19 protein-coding genes are annotated in these 19,455 nt (G+C 69.7%); 7 read left to right on the plus strand and 12 right to left on the minus strand.

Going from position 1 to position 19,455, the window contains the following annotated elements:
* The first annotated feature begins 42 nt into the window (after nt 1–42).
* On the plus strand, nt 43–477 hold the full coding sequence (locus JOD67_RS18710; RefSeq protein ID WP_307782448.1) for a MarR family winged helix-turn-helix transcriptional regulator: 435 nt from the start codon (nt 43–45) through the stop codon (nt 475–477).
* Here JOD67_RS18710 and JOD67_RS18715 read toward each other — a convergent pair.
* The 5 genes from JOD67_RS18715 to JOD67_RS18735 are packed head-to-tail and all read right to left on the minus strand — an operon-like array spanning nt 453 to nt 8,169.
* A complete protein-coding gene (locus tag JOD67_RS18715) occupies nt 453–1,601 on the minus strand; it encodes an N-acetylglucosamine-6-phosphate deacetylase (RefSeq protein WP_205118894.1) in 1,149 nt (382 codons plus the stop codon). The two genes, JOD67_RS18710 and JOD67_RS18715, sit on opposite strands and share 25 nt — an antisense overlap.
* On the minus strand, nt 1,588–2,322 hold the full coding sequence (locus JOD67_RS18720; protein WP_205118895.1) for a glucosamine-6-phosphate deaminase: 735 nt from the start codon (nt 2,320–2,322) through the stop codon (nt 1,588–1,590). The genes JOD67_RS18715 and JOD67_RS18720 overlap by 14 nt, the downstream gene beginning before the upstream one ends.
* Nucleotides 2,319–3,335, minus strand: a complete 1,017-nt coding sequence (locus JOD67_RS18725; protein WP_307782449.1) for a sigma-70 family RNA polymerase sigma factor — start codon at nt 3,333–3,335, stop codon at nt 2,319–2,321. Before JOD67_RS18725 ends, JOD67_RS18720 begins: the two co-directional genes overlap by 4 nt.
* A gap of 41 nt (nt 3,336–3,376) precedes the next feature.
* Nucleotides 3,377–4,987, minus strand: a complete 1,611-nt coding sequence (locus tag JOD67_RS18730; RefSeq protein WP_205118896.1) for a glycoside hydrolase family 10-like protein — start codon at nt 4,985–4,987, stop codon at nt 3,377–3,379.
* Between the two features lie 56 nt (nt 4,988–5,043).
* Nucleotides 5,044–8,169, minus strand: a complete 3,126-nt coding sequence (locus JOD67_RS18735) for a S8 family peptidase (RefSeq protein ID WP_205118897.1) — start codon at nt 8,167–8,169, stop codon at nt 5,044–5,046.
* 181 nt (nt 8,170–8,350) lie between these two features.
* Here JOD67_RS18735 and JOD67_RS18740 point away from each other — a divergent pair, with 181 nt between their 5' ends.
* The gene (locus tag JOD67_RS18740) at nt 8,351–9,001 is read left to right on the plus strand and encodes an EcsC family protein (RefSeq protein WP_205118898.1); all 651 of its coding nucleotides are present in this window, start codon (nt 8,351–8,353) and stop codon (nt 8,999–9,001) included.
* On the opposite strand, the gene JOD67_RS18745 is transcribed toward JOD67_RS18740, so the two are convergent.
* The gene (locus JOD67_RS18745; RefSeq protein WP_205118899.1) at nt 8,990–9,616 is read right to left on the minus strand and encodes a TetR/AcrR family transcriptional regulator C-terminal domain-containing protein; all 627 of its coding nucleotides are present in this window, start codon (nt 9,614–9,616) and stop codon (nt 8,990–8,992) included. The two genes, JOD67_RS18740 and JOD67_RS18745, sit on opposite strands and share 12 nt — an antisense overlap.
* A 53-nt stretch (nt 9,617–9,669) precedes the next feature.
* Here JOD67_RS18745 and JOD67_RS18750 point away from each other — a divergent pair, with 53 nt between their 5' ends.
* Nucleotides 9,670–10,629: a quinone oxidoreductase family protein gene (locus JOD67_RS18750; protein WP_205118900.1), complete on the plus strand. Its 960-nt coding sequence runs from the start codon at nt 9,670–9,672 to the stop codon at nt 10,627–10,629.
* On the opposite strand, the gene JOD67_RS18755 is transcribed toward JOD67_RS18750, so the two are convergent.
* Both JOD67_RS18755 and abc-f read right to left on the minus strand, forming a co-directional pair.
* Nucleotides 10,626–11,279 carry a CatB-related O-acetyltransferase gene (locus JOD67_RS18755; RefSeq protein WP_205118901.1) on the minus strand — a complete coding sequence of 218 codons (654 nt, stop codon included), beginning with the start codon at nt 11,277–11,279 and terminating at the stop codon, nt 10,626–10,628. The two genes, JOD67_RS18750 and JOD67_RS18755, sit on opposite strands and share 4 nt — an antisense overlap.
* A 14-nt stretch (nt 11,280–11,293) precedes the next feature.
* Nucleotides 11,294–12,886 carry a ribosomal protection-like ABC-F family protein gene (gene abc-f / locus JOD67_RS18760; protein WP_239553907.1) on the minus strand — a complete coding sequence of 531 codons (1,593 nt, stop codon included), beginning with the start codon at nt 12,884–12,886 and terminating at the stop codon, nt 11,294–11,296.
* 125 nt (nt 12,887–13,011) lie between these two features.
* Between abc-f and JOD67_RS18765 the strand changes: the two genes are divergently transcribed.
* Both JOD67_RS18765 and rbsK read left to right on the plus strand, forming a co-directional pair.
* Nucleotides 13,012–13,620, plus strand: coding sequence for a TetR/AcrR family transcriptional regulator (locus tag JOD67_RS18765; RefSeq protein ID WP_239553908.1), 609 nt, complete (start codon nt 13,012–13,014; stop codon nt 13,618–13,620).
* 10 nt (nt 13,621–13,630) lie between these two features.
* Nucleotides 13,631–14,527 carry a ribokinase gene (gene rbsK / locus JOD67_RS18770; RefSeq protein WP_205118902.1) on the plus strand — a complete coding sequence of 299 codons (897 nt, stop codon included), beginning with the start codon at nt 13,631–13,633 and terminating at the stop codon, nt 14,525–14,527.
* On the opposite strand, the gene JOD67_RS18775 is transcribed toward rbsK, so the two are convergent.
* The 4 genes from JOD67_RS18775 to JOD67_RS18790 form a co-directional block, all read right to left on the minus strand.
* Nucleotides 14,508–14,852: an SCO6045 C-terminal-like domain-containing protein gene (locus tag JOD67_RS18775; RefSeq protein ID WP_205118903.1), complete on the minus strand. Its 345-nt coding sequence runs from the start codon at nt 14,850–14,852 to the stop codon at nt 14,508–14,510. The two genes, rbsK and JOD67_RS18775, sit on opposite strands and share 20 nt — an antisense overlap.
* Entirely contained in the window at nt 14,849–15,718 is an 870-nt protein-coding gene (locus tag JOD67_RS18780) for an MbnB/TglH/ChrH family RiPP precursor modification enzyme (protein ID WP_205118904.1), read from the minus strand. The genes JOD67_RS18775 and JOD67_RS18780 overlap by 4 nt, the downstream gene beginning before the upstream one ends.
* Nucleotides 15,633–16,487: a TIGR04222 domain-containing membrane protein gene (locus JOD67_RS18785; protein WP_205118905.1), complete on the minus strand. Its 855-nt coding sequence runs from the start codon at nt 16,485–16,487 to the stop codon at nt 15,633–15,635. Before JOD67_RS18785 ends, JOD67_RS18780 begins: the two co-directional genes overlap by 86 nt.
* 89 nt (nt 16,488–16,576) lie before the next feature.
* Entirely contained in the window at nt 16,577–17,257 is a 681-nt protein-coding gene (locus JOD67_RS18790; RefSeq protein ID WP_205118906.1) for a FadR/GntR family transcriptional regulator, read from the minus strand.
* Nucleotides 17,258–17,357: 100 nt separating this feature from the next.
* Between JOD67_RS18790 and JOD67_RS18795 the strand changes: the two genes are divergently transcribed.
* Nucleotides 17,358–18,290, plus strand: coding sequence for a dihydrodipicolinate synthase family protein (locus tag JOD67_RS18795; RefSeq protein WP_205118907.1), 933 nt, complete (start codon nt 17,358–17,360; stop codon nt 18,288–18,290).
* On the plus strand, nt 18,287–19,309 hold the full coding sequence (locus tag JOD67_RS18800; RefSeq protein WP_205118908.1) for a sialidase family protein: 1,023 nt from the start codon (nt 18,287–18,289) through the stop codon (nt 19,307–19,309). The genes JOD67_RS18795 and JOD67_RS18800 overlap by 4 nt, the downstream gene beginning before the upstream one ends.
* Nucleotides 19,310–19,455 lie beyond the last annotated feature (146 nt).

The following is a 19,455-nucleotide window of genomic DNA, read 5'->3' on the forward strand; positions in this document are numbered from 1 at the left end:
TGTCCGCAAAGCTATTTTGGAGACAAAGGTATGTCAAGCGGTGTGAGTACCGACGACGCGATCCGGGCGATGCTGCTGCTCCTGCCGCGCATGATGGGCCGGCTCAAGCGGGTGTCCCAACCTCAGGCGCTGGACGACTTCGCGCTCGCGCCCCGGCATCGGTCGCTGCTGTCGTACCTGGTGTTCGACGGCCCGCTCGGCGTGAACGAGCTGGCCCAGCGCCTCGAGGTGGCGCCCGCGACGGTGAGCCTGATGGTGAGCGACCTCAGCCGCCAGGGTGTGCTCGAGCGGCAGGAGGACCCGAACGACCGGCGCCGCGCGATCGTCTCGATCGCGCCAGCGCATCGGGAGGCGATCGAGGAGTGGCTCGCGGGGTTCGCGCACGCGTGGCGGGTGGCGTTCGACCCGCTCACGGCGGAGCAGCGTCAGCTGTTCGTGGACACCTTGCAGACCTACGCGCGCGAGATCGGCGACTGACCACCGACGAGCACCTGCTCGACGGCCAGCGTCGGGTCGCCTGGCTGCCACCGGAACGTCACCAGGTCCGCGGGCGCGCCGACGCGCAGCACGCCCCGCCCGCCGCAGAACCGCCCCGGCGACGAGGTCGCGAGCCGGACGGCCTGGCCGAGCGAGAACGGGCCGAGCCTCGCCACGTTCGCCACCCCGTCGGCGAGCGAACGAGCCGCGCCGGCGAGCATCCCCGTGGTGCCATGCTCCAGCCGGCCATCGGCCGTCAGCTCGACCGTCCCGCCGACCGGAGTCGAGTACGAGCCGGGTGGCGAACCTGCCAACGCGACAGCGTCCGACACGAGGAACGAGCGGTCCAGCGACTTCGCCCGCAGCATCGCGATCAACGTCTCGCGCGAGAGGTGATGTCCGTCCGCGATGAAGCCGGCGTTCAGTCGGTCGTCCGCCAGCTGAGCCCACAGGTAGTTCGGATGGCGGGGAAGTACGGTGTGCGAGCCGTTGCCCAGGTGCGTCGACAGGGTCGCCCCCGCGTCGCCCGCGGCGAGGATCTGCTCCGGCGTGGCGTGTGTGTGACCGATCGCCACGTGCACGCCACGCGAGGCCAGATCGGCAATGTAGGAAGACGATTCGGCGAAGTGCGGCGAGAGCGTGACCACGCCCACGAGATCGCCGCTCGTACGCTGCCACCGGACGAACTCCGCGACCGACGGTGCCCGGATATGCTCCGAAGGATGGACGCCGCGCGGCCCGTCCTCACCGGACAGGTACGGACCCTCCACGTGCGCGTACGGAACGGCGTGCGCGACCAACGGGTCCGCCGCGCGCGCCGCGGCGATCGCCCGCAACGCCAGCACGATCTGTTCCTCTGACGCGGTGATCACCGTCGGAACGACCGTCGTCACACCGATGGAGAACAGCGCGTGCACCATCGCGACCACCGCGGCAGGGTCGGGCGCGCCGTTCACGTCGTGCCCGCAGAACCCGTTGACCTGCAAGTCGATCAGCCCCGGCGCCAGCCACACCTCCTCGGCCGCAGGCCCCGGGCCGATGGACGCGATCATCCCGTCGGTGACCAGGACGGCGACCGGGCGGCCCGTCGAAGGGTCGCGCCCGGTCAGCTCAGTCGAGCTCACTCGCGGAGTCCGCATCGAGATAGAGAGTGCAGTCGGCGTGCGTACGAAGGATGGTCGACGCGCAGTCCGTGGTGATCTCGTCGTGCAACGTACGCCGCACCGCCGGGGCCTTCGCGACACCAGGCACCATGCAGAACAGCCGATCCGCGTCGAGCAGTCGCGGCACCGTCAGCGTGATCGCCTGCGAGGGCACCGCGTCGAACGTCGGGAAGTGACCCTCGTCAAGCTGCTGTTGACGCGACACCGAGTCGAGTGTGACGACCTTCACCGCAAGCGGATCCGCGAAGTCGACGTACGGCGGATCGTTGAACGCGATGTGCCCGTTCACGCCGATCCCCAAGCAGACAGCGTCAACGGGCGCCTCGGCGAGCAGGTCCGCGTACTCCTTCGACCGCGCGACCGGGTCGCCGTCGGTCCGCATCAGGTGAACAGATCCGACCGGCACGTGGTCGAAGATCACGCGCCGCAGCCAGTTGCCGAACCCCTGGGGCGCGTCCGCGGGCAGGCCGAGGTAGTCGTCCATGTGGAACGCGGTGATCCGCGACCAGTCGAGATCCGGCGCCTCGACGAGTGCCGACAGCGTCTCCTGCTGGCTCGGCGCGGCGGCGAAGACGACCCGGACGTTCGCCTTGCTGGCAAGGCGCTCCCGCAGGAACGCGGCGATGTCGGCGGCGGCCTCGCGGCCGAGGACCGCGCGGTCGGGGAAGCGGCGAACGTTCACTCGTCGAGCTCCATGGGTAGTCCGAAAACGGGGAACATGCTGGTGTCGATGAACGACGTCATCTCCACGATGAGATCACCGTCGAAGCGGAGCAGACCGACGCCGAACGCGCGGAACACCGTGTCGCCGGGCGCGCGCCGGTAGCTCACGAACGCGGGCTGACGGTTGGCGAACGTCAGGTGCGAACGCCATTCGCCCATGTAGTGCGGCGAGTTCGGGTCGTAGCTGCCCGACGTGACGCCGACGACGTCGGCCTTGTTGTCGTACCACATCGACAGCGGCGGCATCGTCGCGCGGACGTCGTCGGCGAGCAGCTCCGCCAGCGCGTTGATGTCGGAACGTTGGTGCGCATCCATGAACTTGCGCACCGCCTCGCGCTGTCCGGCCGTGAGCTCGGACGTGACCGACCAGTCGGACCGCTGCGCGGGCAGCTGCTCCTTCAGCGTCGCCCGCGCACGTTGTAGGGCGCTGTTCGCCGACGGGACGGACAGCTCGAGCAGCGCCGCGGTGTCCTTCGCGGACCAGGCGAGCACGTCCCGCAGGATCAACGTCGCGCGCTGCTTCGGGGGCAGCAGCTGGAGTGCCGCGATGTACGCGATCTCGATCGTCTCCCGCGCGACCACCATCGCGTCCGGCGCGTCGCCAGGCGCAGCCAGGTCGAGCAGCTCGTCCGGGTAGGGCTGCAGCCAGGCGACGTCGGTGTTGAGCGGCAGGTCCGCCTCGGGACCGGAGGCCGGCATCAGCTGCGAGGGGAGCGCCCGGCGCTTCAGCCGGTCGAGCGCGTCGAGGCAGGCGTTCGTGGCGATCCGGTACAGCCACGTACGCAGCGACGCCCGCCCCTCGAAGTCCGCGCGACCCCGCCAGGCGCGCAGGAACGTCTCCTGGACGAGGTCCTCGGCCTCCTCGAACGACCCGAGCATCCGGTAGCAGTGCACCCGCAGCTCGTGTCGATGCGCGTCGACGAGTTGTTCGAACGTCGCCTCGTCGAGCCCGGTCAGTGTGCCTTCACCCACGCGGGTCAACCTACCGACTCGCGCGAGCGAGCGGCGACGACCTACCGGCCGACCACCCGCTCGTGCGACGGCGCGCTCTCGTTCGAGAGGCGGTCCAGGCCGCTCACGGCGTAGGTGTAGAACTTGCCGGTTTCGGCCGTCGTGTCAACCCACTCTTGCGTCGCCGACCCGTCCGACCGTACGTGCGCCAGCAGCCCGGAGGCGTCCTGGAAGTCGCACGACGACAGGTCCCGCTTGCCCTCGAACCGGTAGATCGCGTACGACGTCGCCCGCTTGCTCGACTGCTGCGCGTCGATCCAGCGCAGCTCGACACCGTCCGCGGAACGGCGCGGCGCGATCAGCGCGGGCTGGCGCGGCGCCGCGCCACCGAGCTGCTCGGCCACCGGAGTGAACGCCGGCCGGCTGTAGTGGTCCGCCACCACGACGTCCATGCCGCCGAGCCGGTTCGCCCGGACGTCCTTCGCCGAGAAGAAGATGTCGCCGACCACGGCCGGGTACGAGCGGTTCAGGAACAGGTGCTTCGACATCTCCGCCGGGTCACCCCAGCCGGGCACCTGCGTCGTCGTTCCGGCCTTGTACGTCGCCTGCCCGATGATCAGCTGCACATCGGTCCCGGCGACCACGTCCGACCACCACGGCACGAGCTTCTGGTAGTCGGCGACCGTGAAGCCGATGTTCCAGTAGATCTGCGGGGTGATGTAGTCGAGCCAGCCCTCGCGCACCCACTTCTTGGTGTCCGCGCCGAGGTCGTCGTAGGTCTGCACGCCGCCCTGGGTGTCCGAGCCGGTCGGGTCCGTCGACTTGTTCCGCCAGATAGCGAAGGGGCTCACGCCGAACTTCACCCACGGCTTCGCCGCGTGGATCTTCTGGTCGAGCTCCTGCATGAGCAGGTCGATGTTGTTCCGCCGCCAGTCCAGCTTGGTGGCGAAGCCCGCGCCGTACTGCGCGTACGTCGCGTCGTCGGCGAACACCTGTCCGGCAACGGGATACGGGTAGAAGTAGTCGTCGAAGTGCACGCCGTCGATGTCGTACCGCTTGACCGCGTCCATGATCGCGTCCTCGACGAACGCGCGCACCGCCGGAATGCCCGGGTTGTAGTAGAGCTTCCCGCCGTACGGGAGGATCCACTCCGGGTGCACGCGGCCCGGGTGCGTCGGCACCAGCTGCGCTGGGTCGGTCTGCATGCTCACCCGGTACGGGTTGAACCAGGCGTGGAACTCCAGGTTGCGCTTGTGCGCCTCGGCGACGAAGAACGCGAGCGGGTCGTAGCCCGGGTTCTGCCCCTGGGCGCCGGTGATCCACTGCGACCACGGCTCGTACGGCGACGGCCAGAACGCGTCCGCCGTCGGCCGCACCTGGACGATCACCGCGTTGAACTTGCGCGCCACCGCCTCGTCCAGCCAGCGCGTGTACGCCGCCTTCTGGTCGGCGACCGGGAGCCCCGGCCTGGACGGCCAGTCGATGTTGACGACGGTCGCGATCCACATCGCCCGGAACTGCTCCTTGGGCACGTCCGGATCCGCCGCCGCGCAACTGCTGGTCATCTGTTCCGTTCTCACCGCTTGGGCGGGTGCGGCGAGAAGGGCCCCAGCCAGTCCGGCTGCCGCGAGCACGCACAGCGCCTTCGGCAGAAATCCACGCGGATTGGGCATGGCTGGGTCCCTTCTCGTCAACGCTTGGCCGCCTCAGAGTAGTAGACGGAACATATCTACGACACTGATTGCGCCACCACCTTGACCACATCGGCCTCAGCGCCGTCGGGAGCGTCCCGCTTCATCAGCAACAGACCGGTTTGCGAAGGCGAGGCCGCCGCGCCGCCGGCCGGTGCCGACACGCCGAGCGTCGTCCGTGCGCCTGCCGCGACCGTGAAGTCGTACAGCGACGGAACGAACCTTGGCGTGCTGGGGGTGAACGTCAGCCCCGCGATCTGGTCGGTGACCGCGTTCGTGAAGTACGAGTCGACACCCTGCACGGTGTAGTCGAACGTCGTCGTCGGGGTGAGGCCAACCGCTGCCAACGGCACTGTCAAGATCGTGTTGGCAGAGTTCAGATCCGCGTCGGTGAAGAAGAACGCGTTCGCGGTCGTCGATCCGACCTGCTGGATCCACACGACGTTCCTGCCGTCGTACTGGCCGGTCGAGCCCACCGTCAGGTCGGCGTTGAACACCGTCCAGTCGGCGGTTCCGTCCCGGTTCGTGTCGAGCTGGATGCGGAACTGGCCAGGTGCGCTGGCGTGTTCGTGTTCGTTGAACGTGTTGACAGCGAACTGCATCACGTCCCCACCGGCGCGGACGCCGGTCGAGCGCAGGTCGACCACCGCGCGGTTCCCACCGGGCTTGGGCAGTTCGGCCTTCGGAATCCGCGGGCTCTGGCCCATGAGACCGAACACCGCGAGCTCGCCGGGCTGCCCGCTGCGGGTGACGTTCCGGATCTGCACCGAGGCAGCGCCGTTCCGCAGCCGCACGACCTCGTCGGCTTCGATGTCGGCGTTGCGGTGCGGGAGAACGTGCCACGGCAGGCTGATCTGCTCACCCTGGTGGGACAGCGTGAGATAGCCGTCGTACTCGTTGCCGGCGAGCAGGCTGCCCGTCGCACCGTTCGGACCGCTGTCGAGACCCCAGTCCGGCAGCTTGTCGGCGTCGATCCGCATCGTCACGCGGAACGTCTTGGTGCGGTTGCCGGGAACGGTCACCGAGGCCGGCGTGTCGAGCTCGACGGCACCGTTCGCCTCGTCGTTCGCGTACCGGAACGACGAACCGAGCTGGAACGTTCGCGACTGCGAGGAGTAGTTCCGTACCCGAACGGTCTTGCGTACAACGACATCGTCGTTCGCCGGCTGGAAGCCGAACGACAGACCGGCGGTGGGCTCGTCGTCGTCCCAGGCCGCGACCTTGGCGTCGGCCGCCGCGTCGACCCGGACCTCGCCGGCACCGACGCGGCTGATCTCCGCGAGCACACCCGGTTGGGTGACCGGGTTGATGAGGATGTCGGTGTCCGCGTTGTTCTGCAGGGCCGCCTTGATCTCGAGCGGATCGCGCTTCGGATAGGCCTGCCGGAGCAGTGCGGCCGAGCCGGCCACCATCGGAGCCGCCCCGGACGTGCCGCCGAACGCGGTTTCGCCCGTACCCGTTCCCGCTTCGGCCGAGACCGACGCACCGGGCGCACCGATGTCCGGCTTGATCTCCGTGGCGTAGTTCGGCCCGCGCGACGACGTCGCGACCATCGAGCCCTTCAGCGACACGGCGTCGGCCGGGTCGACCGCGGCGGTCACCGGTCCGGACGCCAGCGCTGCCTTGATCGTCGTGCCGTGCTCCTGGCCGATGATCAGCGTCTGCTGCGGGTCGAACGTCGCGGGTCCGCCGAAGGAGAACGACGGCGCCGCGCCGGGCGCGTTGTTCGCGACCAGCACGCCGATCGCGCCCGCGTCGGCGGCGTTGTCGACCTTGATGCTGATCGAGCAGGTGCCGCGGTCGAGCAGCGCCACCTTGCCGGCGAAGAAGCCGGACGGGTACGCCTCGCAGCCGAGCTGGTCGGCCGCCGTGGCGCCGTACTTGACGTCGCCGGTGAAGCCGGTCGTGATCGGCGCCCAGTCGACGACGTTCGTGTTCTTGTGCACGTCACTGCCGATCCGCAGGACGAAGTGCCGCGCGCTCGGGACGTTCGTCTGCGCGGTGGCGATGATGCCGGGCGTCGAGCCGGGGGAGCCGGTGATGTACGGCTTGTCGCCGGAGTTGCCGGACGAGGTGACGACCACCACGCCCAGCTCGATGGCGTTGGCGAGTGCGGCGGAGGAGTCGTCCTCGGGCTGCCCGTACGGCGAGCCGAGCGACAGGTTGACCACGTCCGCGGCGTCGCTGACGTCGCCGTCGCCGTTCGGGTCGAGCGCGAACTCGATGCCCTGCAGGATCGCGGGTCCGTCGCAGGAGCTGGAGACCGCGCTGCAGACCTTCGCCATGTACAGCTTCGCGTCCGGCGCGACGCCGTTGTTGCCGGCGATGATCGAGGCGACATGGCTGCCGTGCCCGCCGGCACAGGGCGCGGCGATCGCGGACGTGCCGCAGTCGATCGGGTCGGGGTCGGGCTCGATCGGCCCGTTCGGCCACTTCTCGCCGACGAAGTCGAAGCCGCCGATCACCTTGCTGGTCGGGAACAACCCGTCGGGTGTCGTGGTCTTGGGGTCGGTGACGGACGTGCCGTACGCGTCCGCATACGCCTGAGCCGTGCCTGCTCCGCCGAACCGAACGTGGGTGTAGTCGATGCCGCTGTCGAGTACGGCGACGCGGATCCCCTTGCCTGTCAAGGTGGGGTTGCGCTCGTGCAGGGCGGTCGCGCCGATGTACGGAACGGTCTCGGAGAGGTCGAGCTGGTAGTTGTACAGCCTTCGTACGGACTCGACCCCGGGGATCGCGGCGACCTCGTCCACTTTGGACGCGTCGATGGCGACGACGACCGAGTTGAGCGATTTCTGCAGCCTTGCGCGTTCTCTACCGCCGAGTCCCTTGATGGCCGAGCCGACCGTGGACTGCTTGGCCTTCAGGCCGTTGACGTACTGCTGCTGTTGCGACTTCGACAACGTGTTGCCGCTCGCGACGACCTGCTCGGCGAGCGAGGCGTCGGCGAGACCGACGGTGACGTTGACCGTTCCCTTGGCGGTACGCAGGCTCGGGTCGAGGTCGGCGGACTTGCCGAACGTCGCCGTCACCTTCCCGCCTGGGATGGCCAGCTGGTCACCCAGCGGCGGTGGCGCGCCGGCCGCGGTGGACGGCAGCAACGTCGCGCCCACCAGCGCGGCGATGGCGCCGCCCGCGAGCAGGCGGAACTTGGGTATGCGCATGCGAGGCGATCCCCCCTCGGGCCGTGACACTGTCCCCTCCGGACAGCGTTCGCCCCCGTGGCAGCCGTCCCACCCCGAGCCGGCCGATTGGGCCAGAACGTAATGCGGACCACACTGCTGGTCAACGGTGCTGACCGTGAGTGGCGGTTCTAAGGCGCTCGACGGGGCATACTCGATCTTCGTGAGCGAAAAGGACTCCCAGGCCAACCGCGTCGTCGATGCCCTCGTCCAGCACCTGCTGCGGGTAGGCGTGGACGGCGCCGGCAAGCTGCCGTCCGCGGCCGAGGTGGCGCGGCGTGCGTACGCGAAGACGGGCGAGACCGAGGCGTCGATCGACCGGATCGTCTCCAACCACTCCCGGATGGCCGCCGGCGGCGGCTTCGTCACCGGGCTGGGCGGCTTCGTGACGCTCCCGGTCGCGCTGCCGGCGAACGTCCTCAGCTTCTACGTCCTGGCCACCCGAATGGTCGGCTCGATCGCCGCGGCGCGCGGGTACGACACGACGGCGGCGGACGTGCGGACGGCGATCCTGCTCACGCTGACGGGCTCGGACGCGACCGACCTGCTCGCCAAGGCGGGCGTGGCCCCTGTATCCGGCCGCGTCACCGCGATCGCGCTGCGCCGCGTGCCGCCGTCGTTGCTGATGGTCGTGAACAAGGGCGTGGCGTTCCGGATCGTGGTGAAGCTCGGCCAGAAGGGCCTGGCCCGCTTCGGGCGCGCGGTCCCGATCATCGGCGGCCTGATCGGCGGCGTGCTCGACGTGTTGCTGATCCGGCGGATCGCTCGGAAGGCGCGCGAGCAGTTCCCGAAGAACCCCGAGCTAGCCGGCTGACCGCGCCATTGCGCCTGCGACGACGATGTCCAGGCAGTCGCGGAACAGGTCGTCGACGGTGCGCGCCGGGCCGAAGTACTCGGTGATGCTGGCCACCGTCATCGGGTGCTGCTCGGTGAACGCGTCGAGGTCGAAGCCGGTCACCTCGTTGCTCTCCGGCCGGGGGGACTGCTCGGCGAGGGTGTGACCGACGGTGAAGTGCTCCACGGTCAGGACGATCAGGCGGGCCTGGTGCAGGGCGATGCCGCGGGCCGTGAGGGTGCCGATGGCGAGCTCGGACAGCGCCGCCATCTTCCTCGAGAAGTGCGCGGCGGAGATGATGCGCGCGCCGTCCTGGTGGGCGAGGAGCGCGCGGCGCAGGCGTACGGCGAGGTCGGTCAGCCAGTCCTGCCACGGCTGGTCCGCGGCCTGTGCTGGGAGCTTGGGGAACTCGTCGTCGAGGATGCGCTCGGCGATCGCGTTGACGAGCGCCGCCTTGTTCGGCAGGTGCCAGTAGAGGGACGGCTGCTTGACCTCCAGCCGCGCGGCGAGCTTGCGCAGCGTCACGCCCTCCAGGCCGTCGGCGTCCAGCAGCGCGACCGCTTCGGTGACGATCTTTTCCACATCCATGGCCATCGTTGCAGTCTATCGGTGATAGATTCTCCCTATCGCTGATAGGGAGGCTTGTCATGAAGGCTGCGGTGTTGCACGAGGTGGGCGGGGTGCCTCGGTACGAGGACTTCCCGGACCCGGTGGCGGGCGAGGGCGAGGTGGTCATCGACGTGCGCGCGGTCGCTGTCGAGAACGTCGACAAGGCGATCGCGGCGGGTACGCACTACGCGAGTTCGCGGTACGTCGAGAAGCTGCCGGTGATCCCGGTGTTCGATGGCATCGGGGCGTTGCCGGACGGGACGCTCGTGGGGTTCGGCGGCCCGCGGCTGCCGTACGGAGCGCTCGCGGAGAAGACGGTGGTGTCGCGGGAGGCGACCGTGCCGATGGCCGAAGGGCTCGATCCGGTCGCCGCGACCGTGCTGAGCTCGGCGATGACGGGCATGTCTATCCGGTCAGCTGGCGGGTTCGTTCCGGGCGAGACCGTGCTGGTGCAGGGCGGTACGGGCGTCGCCGGCCGGCTCGCGGTCCAGGTCGCGAAGCTGCTCGGGGCCGGGCGGGTCGTCGCGACCGGCCGCAACGCTGCGCAGTTGGAGGAGGTGCTCGCCCTCGGTGCGGACGCGGTGATCGACACGTCCTTGCCCGACGACGAGCTGGCGAAGGCGTACGCGGCCGCGTGTGGCGACGGGTACGACGTGGTGCTGGACTATCTCTGGGGACGGCCCACGGAGATTCTCCTTCGTGCGTTGACGCCTGACTCGTTCGCGCTCGCCAAGCCGACCCGGCTGATCCAGGTCGGCGAGCTGGCCGGGTCGACGATCGCCTTGTCCGGCGAGGCGTTGCGTACGTCCGGCGTGGAGATCTGCGGCGCGGCCAAGGGCTTCACCGCGGAGTCGATGGGCGAGGCTTTCGCGCAGATCGTCGAGTGGTCGCGGTCGGGCTCGCTCACGTTCTCGGTCGAACGCGTGCCGCTCAGCGACATCGAGGCCGCGTGGCAGCGGACCGACCTCGGTGGGAGGAGGCTGGTAGTCGTGCTCTAACTCTTCCTGTGCTCGTTGGCGATCCGCTCGATCTCGGCGGGTGTGCCGGCCATGATCGTGCGGGCGTGCTGGGTGACGAGCTCGACCGGCCAGTCCCACCAGGCGGCGTCGAGTAGGCGCTCGACGTCGGCGTCGTCGAAGCGCTGCCTGATCGGCTTGGCGGGGTTGCCGCCGGCGACCGTGTACGGCGGGAGATCGCTGACCACGACCGAGCCGGCGGCCACGATCGCGCCGTCGCCGATGGTGACGCCGGGCATGACCAGGCACTGGTAGCCGAGCCAGACGTCGTTGCCCACCACGGTGTCGCCGCGACTCGGAGCGGACATCACGATGTCCATCGTGTCGTCCTGCCAGGTACCGCCGAAGATCCCGAAGGGGAACGTCGAGACGCCACCGGTGAAGTGGTTCGCGCCGGCCATGATGAACCGTGTGCCGGACGCGATCGCGCAGTACTTGCCGATGACGAGCTTCTCCGGCCCGTACGCGTAGAGCACGTTGCTGCTCTCGAAGTCCGTCGAGGCGTCGGGATCGTCGTAGTACGAGTAGTCGCCGACGAGGATCTTCTCCGACGTGATCTGCGGCTTGAGGAATGCGACGCGGTCGACGCCCGCCATCGGATGCAGCTGGTCGGGGCTGGGGATGTTGGCCATTCGGTGTCGTCCTCTCAAGCGGCGGCGGCGAGGCGGCCGGCGCGCATCTCTCGTTGTGGGCCGGGGAAGCGGCGACGGAGCAGCCGGTCGTGGGTCACGACCACGACCGCGCCTTCGTACGTCTGCAGGGCGGCCTCCAGTTCCTCGACCAGGGCGGGGGAGAGGTGGTTGGTCGGTTCGTCGAGCAGCAGCAGGTCGACGTTCTCGTCGAGGACCCGCGCGAGCGCGAGCCGCCGGCGTTGGCCGACCGAGAGCGTGCCGACCGGTTTGCGCAGGTCTGCCGTACGGAACAGGCCGAATCTCAACAGGCGTTCGGCGAACTCCTCCCGCGTTCCCGGCCTGCCGCCGGCGAACGTCGCCAACGCCGACCTGCGGTCGTCGGTGAACTCGATCTGCTGGCCGAGGACGCCGATCGACGCATTCCGCTCGACCTCGCCGTCCTCCGGGACAAGCGTGCCCGCGAGCACCCGAAGCAAGGTCGTCTTGCCCGCGCCGTTCGGTCCGTGGATCAGCAGCCGATCGCCGGCTTCCAGCGCAAGGTCGTCGACCTCGAGCCGTCCGGCGATGCGGAGCCCGTTCGCCTGCAGCAGTTGGCGGTCCGTCTTCTCGGCGGTCAGCTTCGCGGTGAACGCGAGCGGCTCCGGTGGCCTGGGTACGGGATCGGCGCGCAGCCGGCGGATCCGTTCCTCGGCATTGCGGACACGGCTGGAGACCTGGTGCTGTACGCGCTGTCCCATGCCGAAGTGGTCCATCTTGTTGCGGTCCTTGATCGGATGATTGTGGCCCACCCGCCGGGCGGTGGTCGCAGCACGGAGCTCCTGCTGCGAAAGGTCGGCGCACCAGACCGCGTACGACTGCTCCCAGCGTTGCCGCTCGGCGGCCTTCTCCTTGAGGAATCCCTCGTATCCGTTGCCGTAGCGCTGGACCACATGGCGGTCGGCGTCGATCTCGAGCAACGCGGTCGCGACGCGTTCGAGGAACGTCCGGTCGTGCGAGACCGCCACGACCGTTCCACGATGTGCGCGCAGGTGGGTCTCGAGCCAGTCGAGGGCAGCGTCGTCGAGATGGTTGGTGGGCTCGTCGAGCAGCATCAGCTCCGACGCGGCGGCGATCAGGCAGGCGAGCGCGAGGCGGGACTGCTCGCCGCCGGAGAGCGTGTCCATGCTTCGCTCGTGGGGGAGGTCGCCGATACCGAGGCCGTGCATGGCCGCGGCGACGCGAGCGTCGGCGTCGTACCCGCCGCGCAGCTCGAACGCGGCGAGCAGCTCGGCGTACTCGTCGACCTGGTCCTCGCCGACCTCCTGGAGGCGACGTTCGATCGCCCGCAGGTCGGCGAGGGCGCTGTCGATCGCGCCTAGAACCGTGGTCTCGGGTGGCAGGTCGATGATCTGCGCGAGGTGGCCGACGCCGTCGGCGGCGACGAGCAGCTCGCCGTCGTCCGGTGGTTCCTGCCCGGCGATCAGCCGGAGCAGGGTGGACTTGCCGGCACCGTTCTCGCCGACGATGCCGACGTGCTCGCCGGGGGTGATGGTGAGGGACACGTCGTCCAGAACGAGCCGATCGGCGTAGGACTTCGAGACGTGTCGCAAGGTGAGTTGGGATCGCATACGGAGAACTCCCGCGAGGCGTGCAGGGACAGGACTCGGGCCGCTGGTCAGCGGTCGAAGACCTTGCCCATCACGCACCTCCGGGAGCTCGCTAATGCTACTCAAGTAGCGTTAGCATCTCACGCATGGCGGACGAAGGCAAGTCGGTGGGGCGTCGGCCGGGTGGGCGGACCGCCCGGGTGCGCGAGGCGGTGATCGCGGCGACGTACGACGAACTGGCCGCGCGCGGGTACGCCGAGCTCACTGTCGAGCGCGTCGCGCAGCGGTCCGGCGTGCACAAGACGACGCTCTACCGGCGGTGGGGCGGCGTCGACGGGTTGCTGGCCGACGCGCTCGCGTGGTCGAGCGTCGAGCCGTGGGACGTACCGGACACGGGGACGTTGGACGGCGACCTGCGCCACCTCGGCGCGGTGCTGCTCGACGCGTTCACGCACCCGGAGACGCTGCGGCCGAGTGAGGCGGTGATCTTCGCGGCTGGCCAGTCGCCGCGTGCCGCCGAGGCGCTGACCGCGTTCTACCAGGCACGGCACGAGCAGGCCGCGGTGATCGTCTCGCGCGCCGTCACGCGAGGCGAGCTGCCGGAGGACACCGACGTGGTGGAGGTGATCCGCACGTTCTCGGCGCCGTTCTTCTACCGGTTGGTGATCACGCGCGAGCCGCTGGACGCGCGGATGGCGGAGGTGGCCGTCTCAACGGTGCTCGCGGCCGCTGCGGCAGGTGTGTTCCGTAGGTAGGTTGTGCGGCATGGCGCGTGCGCGGATTTGTGTGGTGGGCAGTGCGAACATGGACCTCGTCGTGTTCGCCGAACGTTCACCTTCGCTGGGGGAGACCGTCTCGGGGTCGCGGTTCGTGACGATCCCCGGTGGCAAGGGCGCGAACCAGGCGATCGCCGCGGCGCGCGCCGGCGGCTCGGTCCGGATGGTCGGCGCGGTCGGCGACGACACCCACGGCGACCAGATCGTCGAGGTCATGGAGTCCGCCGGGGTCGAGACGACGGGCGTGTCCCGCGAGTTGGACGTGTCGACCGGCACGGCGCACATCCTGGTGGAGGCCAGCGGCGACAACTCGATCGTGGTGGTGCCGGGGGCGAACGCCTCCGTGGAGCCGACTTCTCATCAGCTCGCGGGGCTGAACGGGGCGCAGTACGTGCTGCTCCAGCTGGAGCTGCCGCTGGCCGCGGTGGAGAAGGCCGCGGTGACGGCACGTTCTCGCGGTGTCAAGGTTGTGTTGACGCCGGCGCCGGCGCAGGACCTGCCCGCTTCGTTGCTGGACGCGGTGGACATCCTGGTGCCGAACGAGCACGAGGCTCGCGTGCTGGCCGCGCAGCACGACGTGATGTCGGCCGGCATCGAGCTGTTGGAGAAGGTGCCCGACGTGGTCGTGACGATGGGATCGCGCGGCTCGTTGTGGCTGTCCCGGTCCGGCGCGCGCGAACACGTTCCCGCCCGTTCGACGAAGGCTGTCGACACCACCGCCGCCGGCGACACGTTCGTCGGCGCCCTGGCTGTCGCGCTGGGAGAGGGCAAGCCGATGCGCGAGGCTCTCGAATGGGCCACCGCCGCGGCGGCCCTGTCGGTCGAACGCGAAGGGGCCAGCACCTCGATGCCGACGCGCGACGAGATCACCGCCGCGCTGGCCTGAGTCGGTCCCAGATTCTTCGTCGCGGCAGCTCTTTGTGCTCGGCCAGCCAGCTGCCGAAGCGGTCGGCGTCCGGGCGGGCGCGCGTGTGCTGGTCCTTCGGGTGCTCGGCGGCGTAGCGGTCGAACAGCTCGGCGAAGCGGTCGCCCACCTGCTCGAACAGGTCCGGGCGGAGGCGGCCGACGATCCTCCTGCGCTTGTTCCGCAGCGTGGTCGCCGCGGTATCGAGGTGCCGTGGATCGAAGCCTGGGGGTGCAGTGCCGCCCGCGAGCAGGGCACGGAGGAGCTGGGCCTGCTGTGCGGCGAGCCGCTCGCGAGCGGTGGTCACCGCTTCACCGCCGTGCGGATGGCCGCCAGCTCGGCGGTGAGCTCGGCGTCGGGCGGGTAGTCGTCGTCGCGTTCGAGCAGTACCCCGGGCGGATTCGTCCTGGACCGCAGCTCCGCGAGCAGGTCGAGCACCTGCGGGACGATCGGATGCGCGTGCGTGTCGTGGTAGAAGCCGTCCCGTTCGATGCCGCCGCCGACGTGGACGTACGCGAGCCGCTCCCACGGGATCTCGTCCAGGAACTCGGTCGGATCCGTGCCGAGGTTGCGCGCGTTCGCATACAGGTTGGCGACGTCGATGATCAGCAGGCAGCCGGTACGTTCGGTCAGCTCGTGCAGGAACTGGGCCTCGGTCAGCTCGTTGTCCGGCCACTCCAGCACCGCGGCGACGTTCTCCAGTGCGAACGGGACGCCTACGATGGACTGGGTCAGTTTGACATTGTCCACAAGGACGTTCAGGGCATCGCGGGTACGGGGCAACGGCATCAGATGCCCGGAGTCGAGGCCGTCCGCGCGCACGAAGCACACGTGGTCGCTGGCGACCGGCGCGCCAAGCTCCTCGGCGACGGTGGCGAGGTGCTCGACGCGCCGGGTGTCGACCGGCTCGGCTCCGCCCAGCGAGAGTGAGACCGCGTGCGGGAGGACGGGCAACCCGAGCCCGGTGAGCGACTCGGGCAGCTGTCCGACGTGCAGGTTCTCGGCGACGACCTCGACCCAGTCCACCCCCGGCAGCCGGGGGATGGACAGGTCGAGCTCGGGCCGCCAGCCGATGCCGACGCCGAGGTCAGCCCCCGCCGCCACCACAGCCACCCCCACCGCCGCAGCCGCCTCCGCCAGCGCAGCCGGACCCACCACCGTCGTGGCCGCCACCGTGACCACCGTCGCCGCCTGAGCCGAAGAAGCCACCGCCGCCGGCGTTGGACGGGAACTCGAGTGCATGCCCGATGGTCTGGTCCGGGTACGCGCCGAGCCCAGCGAACGCCACCGCGCCGGTGGCGCCGAAGAGCAGCGCCGTCTGCTGTCGGCGCGCTTGGCTCAGGGCGACTCGTCCTTCGTTCGTGTTCTGTGCGGGTAGGTACCGCTTCGTCGCCTTGAGGCTGACCAGGCAGGCGACCACGTTGAGCACGATCAGCAACGGCGTCATCCCGATCGGGCGGCCCTGGACGAGCAGCGTGACCAGCATCGTGAAGCCGGCCGCGAGCAGCGCCACGTACATCCGAAACACCGTGCGGAAGACGTGGCGCGCCCTGCTCCTCGGTGCGACCAGGCCGCGGCGTTCGAGCTCGACGGCCAAGGCCTGGACGTGCGCCGAGAGCCTGACCCGCCGGACGATCGACCATGTCGACTTGCCCGTCGCCGCGGCGACCACGGCCGCCTCCAGCGGGTCGGACGGCTTCTCGCCGGTGGCGAGAACCTTCCCGTCGCTGCTCGGCCGCAGGACTCCGCGTTCGACCAGCCCGGCGATCGCGGTCTCGACCACGCGGATGTCGCCGCCGGCCAGGTAGGCGACTTCGTGGACGTTCAGCGGCCGCTCGAGGTCGACCGGCTGTCGCTTCGGCAGGTACGCGACGGCGATCCATCCGACGCAGACGACGACCGGCACCGCCAGTAGAGCTAGGTAGATCTCCCAAGGACTCATCTCTGCCCTCCCTTACCTCCCCGTGTTGTCAGGAGCGTAAGGCCGGAGCCCGCTCAGTGCCGCGTTGTCTGGCCAGGCAACCTGCCTACCTAGCGACGAACGTGCTCAACCCGGGCGCCGAGGTCCTTGAAATGCTCGCGGACCGCCGCGCGCACGGTGTCGACGTCGCCAGAGCGGAGGGCGTCGACGATGCGGAGGTGGTCGGCGGCGATGCGTTCGCGGTCGACATACGGTGGTTCGAGCTCGGCCTCGACCTGGTGGTAGATGTCCCAGAACAGGTCGATCAGCTGTGCCGCGAGCTCATTCCCCGCCGACCGGTAGAGCGTCTGGTGGAAGCGGCGGTCGGCGTCGGCAAGCGTGCTCACCGAGCCCGTACGCATCGCCGCGGCGGCGGTCTCGAGGTCGGTGAGCAGCGCGTCGTCGACGGCCTTGACCACGTCGTCGAGGAGGCCGAGCTCCAGCAGCTCCCTCGTCTGCACCAGGTCGGCCAGCGCGGCCGGGTCGTCGCGGACCGAGAGCCGCGTACGGAACAACAGGCCCGGCGCGACCGCGGTCAGCGGTGCCTGGCCGACGAACGTTCCGTACCCGTGCCGGATCTCCACGATCCCCAACGTGTGCAGCGCGCGCAGCGCCTCGCGGACGGAGTTGCGGCTGGCGCCCAGCGTCGCCACCAGCTGCGGCTCCGGCGGCATCGCCGCGCCCGTGGAGAGGCCGTGCTCGAAGATCAGATCGATGATGCGGCCCTCGAGCTGCCGACCGGAACTTGCCATTCCACCGCCCTCAGGATCTTGCCCGCTTGTCACTGGCGCCGGTCTCAGCGTACCGTCCAGGAACGGACATCCCACGTCCAATGTTTGGAGGAGGAGCGGCATGCCCGTTCCGGCGCTGCCGGTCGTCCCCGCGGGAGTGATCCCGCCCGTCTGCACCCCCCTCACCGCTGACCGCGAGCTCGATGTCGCCTCGTTGGAGCGGCTCTGCGCGTTCCTGCTGTCGGCGGACGTCGCCGGGCTGTTCGTCGGCGGCTCGACGGGGGAGACGGCCTACCTGCCCGACGAACTGCGTGCGCGGGCGCTCGAGGTCGTGGTCGGTGTCGCTGCGGGTCAGGTGCCGGTGTTCGCGGGCGTCATCGACATGACGACGCCGCGTGTCGTGGAGCACGCCCGGGTGGCGGAGAAGCTGCGCGCGTCGGCGTTGGTCGCCACCGCGCCGTTCTACGCGCCGACGCATCCGGCCGAGATCGCCGTCCACTTCCGCGAGCTCCGGGCCGCCGTCGACCTGCCGTTGCTCGCGTACGACATCCCTACCGCCGTGCATACGAAGCTTCCGACCGCGGTCGTGGCGTCGCTCGCCGCGGACGGGACGCTCGACGGGGTCAAGGACTCCAGCGGGTCGATCGACGGCATGCGTGCGGTGCTCGCCGCTGTCGACCGGCCGGACTTCAGGGTGTTCACGGGATCGGAGACGCTCGCCGATCTTGCTTTGCTGGCTGGCGTTCACGGCATCGTCCCGGGGCTCGGCAACGTCGATCCGCATGGGTACGTGCGGCTCTACTCGCTCGCTCTTGCGGGGGACTGGGCTGCCGCTACCGCCGAGCAGCGCCGGTTGACGCGGTTGTTCGGCCTGATCGACGTGGGCGACGCGGCGCGGATGGGCCGGTACTCGTCGGCCATCGGTGCGTTCAAGGCGGGTCTCGTGCATCGCGGGGTGATCGCGTCCGGAACGACAAGCCTGCCGATGATTCCGTTGAACGATGCGGAGCACGCCGCCGTGCGCGACTACCTCGTCGAGGCTGGACTGGTGTGAGCGTCGACGTCTTCGTCGCCGGTGCTGAGGGCTACCACACGTTTCGGATCCCGGCCGTCGTTCGATCGTCTCTTGGCACGCTGCTCGCGTTCGCCGAGGGGCGGCGCGGTGGCGCTGGGGACGCGGGCGATATCGACCTCGTGCTGCGGCGTTCGTTCGACGGCGGTCGTACGTGGGGACCGCTGCTCGTCGTCAGCCGGCAGGGTGAGGACACGGTCGGAAACCCTGCTCCTGTGGTGGATCCGGCCACCGGCGACATCGTGCTGCTGTCGACGCGCAACGCTGGTTCGGCGACCGAGTCGGCTCTGCTCCGGGGCTCGGTGTCGGCTGCTGACAGCCGGCGGGTGCTGGTGCAACGCAGCCTTGACGACGGTGCTTCCTGGACATCACCTCGCGACCTCACGGAGAGCGTGAAGCGTCCGGAGTGGTGCTGGTACGCGACCGGTCCCTGTCATGGAATCGCCTTGCACAGTGGGCGATTGCTCGTTCCGGCGAACCACTCGGTGGGGACCGCGTACGGCGGGCACGTCCTGCTCAGCGACGACGGCGGGCACACCTGGCGGATCGGCGCGGTGGATTCCTCCAACGATGGTGTGAACGCCAACGAGACTACGGTCGCGGAGCTGCCCGACGGGACGCTCTACTTCAACACGCGCAACCAGCACGGGTCTGCTGCTGGCACGCGGGCGCAGGCGACGAGCAGCGACGGTGGCGAGTCGTTCGACCGGCCGTACGCACCGCTTCCCGCTGTTGTTGGTCCGGTCGTGCAGGGTTCGGTGCTGGTCCACGAGTCTCGGCTGTTGCTGTCGCTGCCGAGTGACCCGGAGGCGCGCCGGGGGATGGCGGTCCGTTCCAGTGCGGATCGTGGCGCGACGTGGCGTACGGAGGTCGAGGTGTCCGACGCGCCGGCCGCGTACTCGGACCTGGTGGTCCTCGCGACCGGCCGCGTCGGACTGCTCTTCGAGACCGGAGGGGACGGTCCCTACGAGCGGATCGCGTTCGTGGAGCTGGCTATCTAGTCGGGTGCCGTGGTCCTTTTCCTCTGGCCGGACGGTCCGCACCCAACCGGTGACGTGGCCCTTCGGCCAGAGGAAAGGGGCCACGTTCAAGCACCCGGCTCAGAGCGCGCCAGCGCGACCATGCGACTAGCCGGGTGCCGTGGTCC

It is taken from the genome of Tenggerimyces flavus, assembly GCF_016907715.1.
In the GTDB taxonomy this organism is placed as follows: Bacteria; Actinomycetota; Actinomycetes; order Propionibacteriales; family Actinopolymorphaceae; genus Tenggerimyces; species Tenggerimyces flavus.

Bases quoted from the DNA above. Each gene is read 5' to 3' on its own strand.
- abc-f (WP_239553907.1), bottom strand. From the start codon at position 12,886: ATGCGATCCCAACTCACCTTGCGACACGTCTCGAAGTCCTACGCCGAT.
- JOD67_RS18795 (WP_205118907.1), top strand. From the start codon at position 17,358: ATGCCCGTTCCGGCGCTGCCGGTCGTCCCCGCGGGAGTGATCCCGCCC.
- JOD67_RS18745 (WP_205118899.1), bottom strand. From the start codon at position 9,616: ATGGCCATGGATGTGGAAAAGATCGTCACCGAAGCGGTCGCGCTGCTG.
- JOD67_RS18735 (WP_205118897.1), bottom strand. From the start codon at position 8,169: ATGCGCATACCCAAGTTCCGCCTGCTCGCGGGCGGCGCCATCGCCGCG.
- JOD67_RS18765 (WP_239553908.1), top strand. From the start codon at position 13,012: ATGGCGGACGAAGGCAAGTCGGTGGGGCGTCGGCCGGGTGGGCGGACC.
- JOD67_RS18730 (WP_205118896.1), bottom strand. From the start codon at position 4,987: ATGCCCAATCCGCGTGGATTTCTGCCGAAGGCGCTGTGCGTGCTCGCG.
- JOD67_RS18755 (WP_205118901.1), bottom strand. From the start codon at position 11,279: ATGGCCAACATCCCCAGCCCCGACCAGCTGCATCCGATGGCGGGCGTC.
- JOD67_RS18750 (WP_205118900.1), top strand. From the start codon at position 9,670: ATGAAGGCTGCGGTGTTGCACGAGGTGGGCGGGGTGCCTCGGTACGAG.
- JOD67_RS18790 (WP_205118906.1), bottom strand. From the start codon at position 17,257: ATGGCAAGTTCCGGTCGGCAGCTCGAGGGCCGCATCATCGATCTGATC.
- rbsK (WP_205118902.1), top strand. From the start codon at position 13,631: ATGGCGCGTGCGCGGATTTGTGTGGTGGGCAGTGCGAACATGGACCTC.
- JOD67_RS18785 (WP_205118905.1), bottom strand. From the start codon at position 16,487: ATGAGTCCTTGGGAGATCTACCTAGCTCTACTGGCGGTGCCGGTCGTC.